Source organism: Nostoc sp. NMS7, assembly GCF_017115085.1.
Taxonomy (GTDB): domain Bacteria; phylum Cyanobacteriota; class Cyanobacteriia; order Cyanobacteriales; family Nostocaceae; genus Nostoc.
The window spans coordinates 36,621-44,119 of sequence record NZ_JABXKJ010000059.1 but is presented as its reverse complement, the minus strand read 5'-3'; the positions used below and the strand labels follow the sequence as shown (position 1 = coordinate 44,119).

The window sequence follows — 7,499 nt, the reverse complement described above, 5'->3', positions numbered from 1 at the left end:
GCCCAATGCCCAATGCCCAATGCCCAATGCCCAATGCCCAATGCCCAATGCCCAAATTTATCTTTGATCCCACTCCTGCGCCGCATCCTCTACAGCTTTATCTACGGTCTTCTGCCCTAACATTGCTCCTTGCAAGTTCTCGTAAACGGCCTTTTGCAGTTTGTTAAAATCCTTCAAAGTCGGGGTTAATATTTCTGCGTGTTCCAGTTCTTTAGCACTGATAACTCGCGCTTTTTCTACTGTTGAAGCATTAGCCGGAACATCTTTAAAGTAAATATCAGACAATGCTTTGACTGTAGAAGGTAAGACATTTGCAGCTTTAGCAAAGGCTAACTGATTTTCGTCATTGGTGACAAATAAAGCAAATTTCACAGCCCCGTCTGGTTGTTTGCTATCGCGGGGAATAACTATGTTCATCACCGCGACATTTTTTTTGCCTGTGTCACCAGTCAGTTGGGGTGCTATTCCCGAAGCTTGAGCGATTTTTGGGGCATTGTTAGCGATCGTTTTCAGAAACTCTGGCCCAGAAGCTAGAAACGCAGTCTCTCCAGATTGATATAAATCGATCGCGTGGCGATGTCCTTGCGTCAAAACTTCTTTAGGAAGCAACCCTTTTTTATACAAATCTACCCAATACTGAAACGCTGCTTTCCCTTGTGCTGAATTAAACGCCGCTTTCCCATCAGCATCTATTAAAGTGACCCCCATTTGCACCAAAGATTCCAGCACTTCCCCGGAATCTTGCGGTACGAAAGTCACAAAAAAGGCATATTTCCCCGTCTTATCTTTAATTTGTTGGGCTGCTTGTGCCAATTCTGCGTAGGTGGCGGGTGGTTTATTGATACCTGCCTGTTTTAATAAATCGGTGTTATAAATAGTTAGCCGTGTGGTGAGATACCAAGGAATCCCAAAACTCTTGCCATTCAGGGTGCTTGCCTTCCAGATATTTGGTAGATAGGAGGAACGTACATCGTTTGGGACTTTCGCATCTAAATCTAACCAGGCATTTCGTCCGGCAAGTTGGGAAGCGAAACCCGGATTGAGGTTAACTACGTCAGGTGGCGTTTTTGCGGAGACAGCTGTTAAAATTTTGTTCTCCATCGCCGCCCAAGGTACATCAACCCAGTTAACTTTTATACCTGGATTTTGCGATTCAAAACTCGCAATTAGGCTTTTGAAGTAGTCGGTAAATTGAGGTTGGAGTTGCATTGTCCAAAACTCAACAGTTGCCCCTCCTGAAGTAGCTTGTTTCGTACTTATACCAACATTACCTGTGCTGCAACTTACAATCCAAGTGGTTAATAAGCCAAGCAGTGCCAAAGCAACAAATTGTTTAAATTTTCGTAATTGAATCATTTTCCCAGTATTTTTACGCTTGTTCAGTTTGAAAAGCTTAGGCAGAATGTCGAGATTATAGGCTAAATAAATTACCTAGCACAAAATCCATCTTTTAGTACATTTAAATTTCCAATTTAGCAGTCCACCGGGCACAACTGTGGTAAAAAGCTTCACTAGTCTGTTTGACAAAGCGAATAAAGGGGCTGGCATTGGACTTGTGGCCAAAAGGTTCAATGGTCTGTTTGGCAAATCGAATAAAGGCGTTGGCATTGAACTTGCTCCCGAACGGGTAAATGTAGTTCAGCTACGTAAGCAAGGTCAAGGCTTGAAACTAGAAACCTTTATATCGGTATCAGTTCCAGAAGGCATAGTTACGGATGGTCAAATCAGCGACCCCGCAACAATGGCGGAATTAATCCAGCAGGCGCTAGCTGAGAGCAAAATCAAAACTTCTCGCGTTGCCACTGCTGTACCGGGGCGAGATTCCATCGTTCGGATAATACCCATGCCAACGGAGTTAGATGACAAAGAACTGCGAGAAATGGTGCTAAACCATGAAGCCGGTTTGTATTTACCCTATCCTCGTGAAGAGGCTGATGTAGATTATCAAAAACTTGACTACTTTGTAGATGAGGATGGCATTGAAAAAGTACACGTACTCTTAGTTGCCACCCGCAAGGAGATAACGGATACCTATATAAGTACATTCGAGCAGGCAGGATTAGAACTCGATGTTTTAGAAATCAACAGTTTTGCGCTGATTCGGACTATTCGCGATCAACTGCGACAATTTGGGCCGCAAGAAGCAGCAGTACTAGTTGATATCGAGTTCGATAGTACAGAAATCGCGATCATCGTTAACGGAGTGCCGCAATTTTCGCGCACAGTTCCAATCGGGACTTATCAAATGCAAACTGCTTTAGCAAGGGCAATGAGCTTACCCACGTCACGAGATATGGAACTGTTACACGGAATGGTTATTCCTCCAACTCCCATAGATGGTGGGAAAACCGGCGTTACCGAACTCAATCCTGGTATGGCAGCGATATTGAGAGTATTGGGAGAACTAACCGATGAACTGCGTCGTTCCATCGATTTTTACCTGAATCAAAGTGAAAATATGGAGGTAGCGCAGATTTTATTAGCTGGTCCAGGTGGTGGACTCCAACAGCTAGATGAATTTTTTACTCAACGATTGAGCTTGCCAACTACCCAAATAGATCCAATCGGGGCTTTGGCCTTGGAAGTTGACATTGAGAAATATCCACAGGTACAACGCTCTGGCTTGGCGATCGTACTTGGTCTAGGAATGCGAGAGGTGTAACAGAATGTACAGCCTAGATGTTAATTTTCTTAAAGACCGGCCAGCATACCAGAAAAAGCCTGAGAGAAAAGGAGGAATAGGTCTAAAGCTTCCTACGGGGGATTTGACACCAGTGTATGTGGGAGTTGGACTAGGTGTAGGTCTTCCAGTTTTATTGGGAGTTAGTTTCTGGTTTTTGCAAGGGAAAATTGGGGAATTAGAGGCGAACGCAGCAAAACTAGATCAAGAAAGCAAGAAGTTAGATACACAAATCGGAAATATTAGCAAAATCAAAGCGGAGACAAATGCAATTAAAGCGCAAACGCAAGCTTTAGTCAGTGTATTTGATCAGATTCGTCCTTGGTCAGCAATGCTCCAAGATTTGCGCGATCGCACCCCAGCAGCAGTGCAAATCGAAACCATCAAGCAAATCCCACCCGTTGCGGCAGTGGTAGGTCAGCCACGAAGCAATCCCGCCGGGGGATTAGAAATTACCGGATTGGCTCGTTCTTTTAACGATGTCAATGATTTCTTATTGATTTTACAACAGTCTCAGTTCTTGAAGTCCACAGAAAGCAGAATTCTGAAGGCAACCTTAGTAGATGCTCCCTTAACCCCAGGTACGGGTCAACCTAATACTGGTGTAATAATTAAGCCACCCCAAGTAGTTGAATACACTATTCAATCGAGCATGAGCGATGTTCCAGCTTCGGAATTAATCCGGGAGTTGGAAAAAAAAGGCACAGTGGGCTTAGTGACTCGAATTCGTAGTATGCAAAAAATAGGAGTCATTCCAAAATGACGCTGAGTGATGATTTAAATTTTGCCGAACATGGTGGGGAATTCGAGGAGGCAACACCAGCCTCTCCGGTGGTCTTTGGTATTGCCTTCACACCAAAAATTATTGGGATTTTGGTAGGGGTAATTGGTATAGCGGGAGCAGCTTATATATTCTTAAACCTGCTGATGCCAGCTTGGGAAACCTATCAGCAGCAGCAAGCCAAAAACACCGAACTGCAAGCGCAAGTTGACCAAAAAAAAGCCAGTATCAAACAGATTGACAAAGTTAAAGATGAGTTAGCACAGGCAACCCAGCAAAAAGTTCAGGTTTTAGGTTTATTTGCTAACGAAAAAACCTTAGATACATTGCTGTTGGATGTGAACCGTTTAGTTGAATCTGGGAATACTCCAACTTCTATTAATGGAGTGAGAGCCAAACTGAATAAATTTGTGCCAGTTTCCCAAAAACCAGAACCGATTACCGATGGAAGTCTAGGACTACTAGTTGACGGCAAGCTGCAACGCAGCAGCATCAATGCCGAAATTACAGGAACTTATGAACAAACACAATCGATAATTCGTAACATTGAGCGTTTGCAGCCTTTGTTAACAATTAAAGATTATCAAGTAACTTTGGCTCCAGTAGAGTCAAGATCCCCATTAGATAAAACGCCGCTGCTGGTAGGGCCAGCAGCGATTAATACATCATTTCAATTACAGGTATTGATGCCACTTAGTGCAGAAGAAATAGCCGCCGCCGCAGCTAAAGCTGCCCCAGTTGCCCCAGTTGCCCCAGTTGTCCCGAAAAAGTAGTTAAAAGTTAGGAGTTAGGAGAGACGCGATTAATCGCGTCTGTACAGGAGTTAGGAGTTAAGGATTTCCAAATAAAAAAATACTTAACTACTTCTTGTGGGGTGGGCATCTTGCCCGCCCATAGCCAAAGGCGGGCAAGACTTCGGCATGAGCGCTCAGTCGAACGCTGCCCACCCCACAAGATTGGATAATTTATTTGTTGCAAATCCCTTATGAATTGTGAGTTATCATTCCTCATTCTTAACTACTAACTCCTAACCCTTCGGCAGGTCTTACCCTGAGCTTGTCGAAAGGCTCAGGGCATCGCTTCTAACTCCTAACTTCTAAAATTCACCACTGATGGCGAACTACTCAAAATTGTTTGTAAACAAGGTTTTATAGTGTGAGGAATGAAGTGTGAAACAGCTTCACGGTAATAGTTTTATATTGGGTGCTACCGCTTTTGTATTTTTGGCAGCCCAACCAGTTTGGGCACAAATTAGTCAAATTACTGATGTCCAATTAAATCCAGTTGATGGTGGAATTAAGGTGGTTTTGAAAACTTCTTCAGGGTCACGCCCCCAAGTTTTCACGACAAAAACAGGCAAGGCTTTAGTTGCAGATATTATCAATACTCAATTACGATTACCACAAGGCAAAGGTTTTCGTCAAGATAGCCCAGCACCAGGAATTGCGTCTGTTGAGGTTAGTCAGCTTGATGCCAATAGTGTCCGGGTGACGGTAACTGGCAGCAATGACACACCTAGTAATCAACCTATAGTGCGATCGCTAAATGGAATTACACTCAGCTTTAGCCCATCCGCAGGCACTACAGTATCAGTACCAACGCCAACAGCGCCAACATCCACAGCACCACCTGCTACTACTCCAGTCCAATTTGGTCAAAAGCCAAGCGTTCTCGTTCCCAACCCGCTAGTCACGATTGACGGACAACCTGCACAACCTACTGGGCCAGGTCAACCTCTGAGTCAGGGACCACCTTTCTTACCTAGAGCGATCGCCCCACCAGTGGGAGATATTGCTATTTCTGCTACCGATGCTTCTCCTAGCAGCATTGACTTAGGAACTCAGGAACGTGTACCCCGCTTAGTACTGCGAGATGCGCCAGTGCGTGAGGTTTTGTCATTGCTTGCCCGTGCTGCTAATCTCAACCTGGCTTACGTAGGAGGTGAGCAAGCTGCTGGAGGTCAGCAAGGTGCCGCAGCACCAGCAACCTCTCAAACAATCTCCCTAGATATAGAAAACGAGCCAGTGCAAGATGTGTTTAACTACGTTTTGCGCTTGAGTGGTCTAGAAGCTAATCGCAGTGGTCGGACAGTTTTTGTTGGGGCTAAACTACCTAATGCGACCCGTGACATGGTTATGCGTAGCCTGCGACTTAATCAGGTGACGGTGGGAGTCGCCCTGAACTTTTTGGTCGCCTTAGGAGCAGAAAGCGCAGTCAGCCGCGAACGACAAGTTACCAGCGTTAATGCCATACCGGTGGGGGCTGGAGTTGCGCCTATCACCCAAACTCAGACGACGACGGAAACCCAAGTTCAACCTCTACGCGTTGATTTTAAAGACTCCAGCCCATTACTGAGAGGTTTACAGGCATTAGGAGACGAACGCACCAATGCCATTACCTTAATTGGTTCTCCCAGGCTAGTTGAGATGGCGATCGCTCAACTAACTCAGCTTGATATCCGCCGTCGTCAAGTGGTAGTTAACGTCAAGATTATCGATGTTAATCTCAATAACACCCAGGACTACAACACTAGCTTTTCCTTTGGAATTGGTAACAACTACTTCAGCAGTGATGGTGGTGCAGCGTCTTTTAATTTCGGCGGTTCCAGACCAGCTACTAGTGCTGAAGCGAGAAACAGTGTGACTCAGACGCCTACTATTACGAATCCAATTACAGGAACGCCTTTTCTTAACCCCAATAGTACCGTATCTATTCCAGGAACTACCCCAGGTACAGTAGTAATAAACCCAAACGGTAGCATCACTACAGTCGCAAATCCAGGAAGTGCCTCTTTCTATCAACCTATTTCGCCTAGTAGTACAAACCCCCTACAACCAGGTTTCACTACTATCACCCCAGCAACCAATAACATCATTACAAGGAACGCCGATGGGACATCAAGTATCACACAAGGTGCTCTTGGTACAGCTACTACATCTTTGCCTTCTCTATACCAATTCCCTAAACGTCTTCTCACTAGCTTGCAAGCTCAAGTGACAAATGGCAATGCCAAGATTTTGACTGACCCAACCTTAATTGTGCAAGAAGGTCAGCAGGCTCTTATCAACCTGACTCAAGAAGTAGTGGGAAATATAACCCTCGAAACAACGGATACTTCTGGTGGTTCTAGAACAGATAGAACAATTACGAAACAAGCAGTTGGCTTAACCTTGAATGTAAGAATTGAGCGGATTGACGATAATGGTTTCGTTTCTCTATCGGTTGCTCCTACTGTCAGCGCTCCTTCAGGCACAGCAGATACAGGAAATGGAAGTATTACTTTAGTGTCTCAGCGCTCTCTGACTTCTGGCTTAATTCGCTTACGAGATGGTCAAACACTCATTCTCTCAGGTATCATTCAAGACCAAGACCGGACAAATATCTCCAAGATACCTATTTTGGGTGATCTTCCCCTTATTGGTGCGCTGTTTAGAAGTACAAACAGATCCAACCAGCGCAATGAGGTAATTGTATTGCTCACACCTCAGATTATGGATGACTCTCAGAACTCCTCCTACGGCTATAACTACAACCCCAGCCCAGAAGTGCGGCAAATTCTTGAGCGTCGAGGCTTGAAGCTTCCTAGCAGGTAATAAAGATAATGTGCAGGTGAGTCACCTCTGACAAAGGCTCAGATCCCCGACTTCTTTAAGAAGTCGGGGATCTTCTTGTTCACGAGTAGGATTAAGTTTAAATGTCATTCTAGAATAAATAGGACTTATAACCATTTCACACAAACCCTGATACATATAGACTTCTCGTAGGGGCACAGAAAAAGCTCATTGGTGTCAACTTAAGCTAGAAATAGCTTAACTGTTGGCTGACTCACCCGCCTAGAACTAAAGTTCTTTGGCTTTTAGCTAAAGTCTACTCAAGTAGACTAAAGATTTTTCAGATTATTTAGTCATCTTGAGATGACTTTCGCTAAAAGCCAAGGAACTTCAGTTCCTTGTGGGACATGGGTTTTACGTTAAGTTGACACGCATGAGCATTGCTGTGCCCCTACCAACGTATTTGTATCATTATTAAAGTGAAAGG

General features: G+C 44.5%; 5 protein-coding genes. 4 read left to right on the top strand and 1 reads right to left on the bottom strand.

Annotated elements, in window-relative coordinates; genetic code table 11:
* Positions 1 to 57: 57 nt before the first annotated feature.
* Positions 58 to 1,356: a sugar ABC transporter substrate-binding protein gene (locus tag HWQ38_RS04935; protein ID WP_292790553.1), complete on the bottom strand. Its 1,299-nt coding sequence runs from the start codon at positions 1,354 to 1,356 to the stop codon at positions 58 to 60.
* 199 nt (positions 1,357 to 1,555) lie between these two features.
* On the opposite strand from HWQ38_RS04935, the gene HWQ38_RS04930 reads away from it, so the two are divergent.
* The 4 genes from HWQ38_RS04930 to HWQ38_RS04915 all read left to right on the top strand — a co-directional run bounded on the left by HWQ38_RS04930 (position 1,556) and on the right by HWQ38_RS04915 (position 7,054).
* Complete coding sequence (locus HWQ38_RS04930) at positions 1,556 to 2,662, top strand: type IV pilus assembly protein PilM (RefSeq protein ID WP_292790568.1); 1,107 nt, start codon at positions 1,556 to 1,558, stop codon at positions 2,660 to 2,662.
* A gap of 4 nt (positions 2,663 to 2,666) precedes the next feature.
* Entirely contained in the window at positions 2,667 to 3,443 is a 777-nt protein-coding gene (locus HWQ38_RS04925) for a PilN domain-containing protein (RefSeq protein WP_292790551.1), read from the top strand.
* Positions 3,440 to 4,234 carry a pilus assembly protein PilO gene (locus tag HWQ38_RS04920; protein WP_292790549.1) on the top strand — a complete coding sequence of 265 codons (795 nt, stop codon included), beginning with the start codon at positions 3,440 to 3,442 and terminating at the stop codon, positions 4,232 to 4,234. Before HWQ38_RS04925 ends, HWQ38_RS04920 begins: the two co-directional genes overlap by 4 nt.
* Positions 4,235 to 4,630: 396 nt before the next feature.
* Positions 4,631 to 7,054, top strand: a complete 2,424-nt coding sequence (locus HWQ38_RS04915) for an AMIN domain-containing protein (RefSeq protein WP_292790546.1) — start codon at positions 4,631 to 4,633, stop codon at positions 7,052 to 7,054.
* Positions 7,055 to 7,499: the final 445 nt, after the last annotated feature.

Excerpts from the sequence above, each read along its gene's own strand:
- HWQ38_RS04935 (WP_292790553.1), bottom strand. The coding sequence starts at position 1,356 with ATGATTCAATTACGAAAATTTAAACAATTTGTTGCTTTGGCACTGCTT.
- HWQ38_RS04925 (WP_292790551.1), top strand. The coding sequence starts at position 2,667 with ATGTACAGCCTAGATGTTAATTTTCTTAAAGACCGGCCAGCATACCAG.
- HWQ38_RS04920 (WP_292790549.1), top strand. The coding sequence starts at position 3,440 with ATGACGCTGAGTGATGATTTAAATTTTGCCGAACATGGTGGGGAATTC.